Source organism: Methyloceanibacter sp. (assembly GCF_051306395.1).
In the GTDB taxonomy this organism is placed as follows: domain Bacteria; phylum Pseudomonadota; class Alphaproteobacteria; order Rhizobiales; family Methyloligellaceae; genus Methyloceanibacter.
On sequence record NZ_JBPPND010000269.1, the window covers coordinates 1 to 3331 of the forward strand.

The window sequence follows — 3331 nt, forward strand, 5'->3', positions numbered from 1 at the left end:
GCCAAAACTGCCAGAATCCGTGCGCCCGTGGCGGCAAAGGGATGGCCGATGGCGATGGAAGAGCCTTTGACGTTCAGCTTCGACCGGTCGATCGCGCCCAATGGCTCGGTCCGCCCCAGTCGGGCTCGGCAATAGGCTTCTGATTCCCATGCCTTCAGCGTGGCCAGCACCTGCGCAGCGAATGCTTCATGAACCTCATAATAATCAAAGTCTTGAAGCGCAAGACCGGCCTGTTGAAGCAACTCGCTCACAGCCACGGTCGGCGCCATCAGCAGACCTTCACCGTGCACATAGTCTACGGCAGAAGTGCGACCCAAAGTTAAATATGCCTGAATCGGAATTCCGCGGTTTTCCGCCCATTTTTCACTGGCAAGCAGTACGCTAGCGGCCCCATCGGTTAACGGGGTCGAATTCGCCGCCGTAATCGTCCCGCCCGCCTTGTCGAAAACGGGTTTCAGCTCGGCCATCTTCTCCAGCGAAATATCCTCGCGGATATTGTTGTCGCGGAACACGCCGGCACAGGGGATGACGAGGTCGTCCATGAAGCCCTCGTCATAGGCCGCGGCCGCCTTCAAATGGCTCTCGAAGGCCAGCACGTCCTGGTCTTCGCGGGTAATGCCCCATTCCTTGGCCATGAGCTCGCAGTGCTCGCCCATGCCGAGCCCGGTACGGGGTTCGCGCGTGTCCGGCGGCTGAGGGGCGAGTTCGCCGGGCATCATGCCTTTGAAGGCGGAGAGCCGCTGCCCGATGGTCTTGGCGCGCGAGGCCTGCACCAGGCGCTGGGCGAATTTACGCTGGAAGACGATGGGCGCGTCGCTCGTGGTGTCGGAGCCCATGGCGATGCCGCACTCGATTTGGCCGGTGGCGATCTTGGCGGCGAGGCCGAGCGCGCTCTGCAGGCTCGTGCCGCAGGCCTGCATCATGGTGATGCCGGGCGTGGTCTGCGCCAGAGGACTGCCGATCACCGCCTCCCGCGCGAGGTTCCAATCCTTGGCGTGGGTGACGACGGCGCCGCCGGCCACCTCGTCCACATGTACGCCATGCAGCGTGAAGCGGTCCGCCAGACCGCCGAGCGCGGCGGTGAGCAGATCGAGATTCGAGAGGTCGGCATAGGCCGTATGCGAACGGCAGAACGGGACTCTCACCCCGCCCAGCACCGCAACGCGCCGTATCGCTTTCGTCATGTCGTTCCTTCCGGCCTCTTCGTCCTTACGCCGCGGCTTGGCCCGCCGGTGCGGCGTTCTCCGTCTTCCGGTAGTGCAGCGGCCCGCCGCGGAACGGGGCAAAGCCCGTGCCGAAGATCACCCCCGCATCCACATGGTCGGCGTCCTCCACGACCTTGTCCGCTTCGGCGCGTTCCGCCTCGTCGAGCAGCGGCCTGATGAGCTCGCGACCGAGGCGCGCCAACTCCGCATCGTCGTAGTCCGCTGCGTCACGCTTCGGCTTGCCGTCTTCCCAGACGTAGAAACCTTCGCCCGTCTTCTTGCCGAGCTTGCCTTGCTTGACGAGAGTCGCCAGCACGTTGTCGGGCTTGCCGCCGCTTGTGGGCGCCAGATCGAGCTCCTCGCCCACCTTGTTGCAGATGTCGAGTCCGACCATGTCCATGAGCTCCATGGGCCCCATGGGCATGCCGAATTTGAGCGCGGCTTGATCGAGCTTCTCGCGCGGCTGGCCGTCTTGATAGAGGCGCACGGCCTCCATCATGTACGGAGCGAGCACGCGGTTCACCAGGAAACCGGGGCAGCTCTTCACGATCAAGGGGAGTTTGTTGATGGCGGTGACGAAGCGGCACGCCTTGCCGATCTCCTCCTCCCGCGTGCCCTCGCCGCGCACGACCTCGACCAGCGGGAGCTGCGCCACGGGATTGAAGAAGTGAAGACCCACGAGACGGGCGGGATCCTTCAGCGGCTTGGCGATCTCCTCGAGCCTCAGCGACGACGTGTTGGTGGCGAGCACCGCACCGGGCTTCGCTTTGGCTTCGAGCTCGGCGAATAGGTTCTGCTTTACGTCGAGCTTCTCGACGATGGCCTCGATGACGACGTCGGCATGTTTGATCTGCTTGCCGTCCGGATCGGCGATCAGCCGCGCGACGGCGGAGTCGACGGCTGTCTTGCCGCGCAGGCGCTTCTTGAACAGCTTCTTGGCGCGGGAAAGGCCCTTCTTGATCTGCTCGGCGTCGAGATCCTGCAAGCTCGCTTGCATGCCCGAGACCACGCACCAGGCGGCGATGTCGGCGCCCATGGTGCCTGCGCCGACGACATGGACCTTGCGCGGCTTGAAGCCGTCCTTGGGCGCGGAATCCTTCAACATCTCGGACAACTTGAAGACGCGGCGCAGGTTCCGCGAGGTTTCGCTCGCCATCAGCGGCGCGAACATCTCGGTCTCGGCCCTCTTCATACGGGCCGGATCGTCACCGTAACGCTCGAACAGATCGATGAGCCGGAAGGGCGCCGGGTAGTGCTCCTCGCGCACCTTGGCAGCCGTCTTGGCGCGCATCTGCTTGGCCAAGAGGCCGCGCACCGGCTGCTTCAGCATCAGCTTCTTCCACCAGGGCGCCCCCTTCGACCGGCGCTTCTGCAGGACCGCCTTGCGCGCGGCCCATTTCAGCGTGTGCCGCGTAGGCACGAGCTGATCGACGAGGCCCATCGCACGTGCAGCGGTAGGCCGCAGCATCTTGCCCGTGAGCATCGCGGTCATGGCGTCCACTGGGCCCGCCGCTTGAATCGCGCGCACCGTGCCGTTCAGCCCCGGGAACATGCCGAGCTTCACCTCGGGAAAGCCGAGCCGCGTCCCTTCCTCGCGGTCGGCGATGCGCCAATCGCAGGCGAGCACCAATTCGAGCCCGCCGCCGAGGCAGTAGCCGTGGATGGCGGCGACCACGGGCACGGGCAGACGCTCGATGCGGTCGAGAAGTTGAAGCGTCTCGCCGACCACCTCCTTGATCTTGTCCTCGGTGTCGAAGCCCGCGAACTCGTTGATGTCGGCGCCGGCGATGAAGCTCGACTCCTTGCCGCTCATCAACACGAGGCCTTTGATCTCGCCGGCCTCAGCGCCTTCGACGGCCGCGACGATCTTCGCAAGCTCCTCGGTGGGCCGGCGGCCGAGCGCGTTCATGCTCTCGCCTTCGCGGTCGATGACCGCCCAGGCGATGCCCTCGATGTCGACAGAGAAGGTCCAGTCCTTGAGTTCGGGAAGCGTAATCGGCATGGGGCTCTACTGTTACTCGGCGGCGATATGCTGCTTCTGGTGGGTCTCTTCGTTCGGCTTGCGTTCAAGCTCCGAGGCGGAGAAGTCGTCCACCGCGATAACGCGGGCGACCATGTCGCGCAAG

2 protein-coding genes are annotated in these 3331 nt (G+C 64.8%); both read right to left on the reverse strand.

Features of this window, described 5'->3' with window-relative positions:
• Positions 1-1184, reverse strand: a 1184-nt coding sequence (locus ACSLE4_RS14415) for an acetyl-CoA C-acetyltransferase (RefSeq protein WP_435905122.1), incomplete at its 3' end; no start/stop codon positions are given.
• Between the two features lie 25 nt (positions 1185-1209).
• The gene (locus ACSLE4_RS14420) at positions 1210-3207 is read right to left on the reverse strand and encodes a 3-hydroxyacyl-CoA dehydrogenase NAD-binding domain-containing protein (RefSeq protein ID WP_435905123.1); all 1998 of its coding nucleotides are present in this window, start codon (positions 3205-3207) and stop codon (positions 1210-1212) included.
• Positions 3208-3331 lie beyond the last annotated feature (124 nt).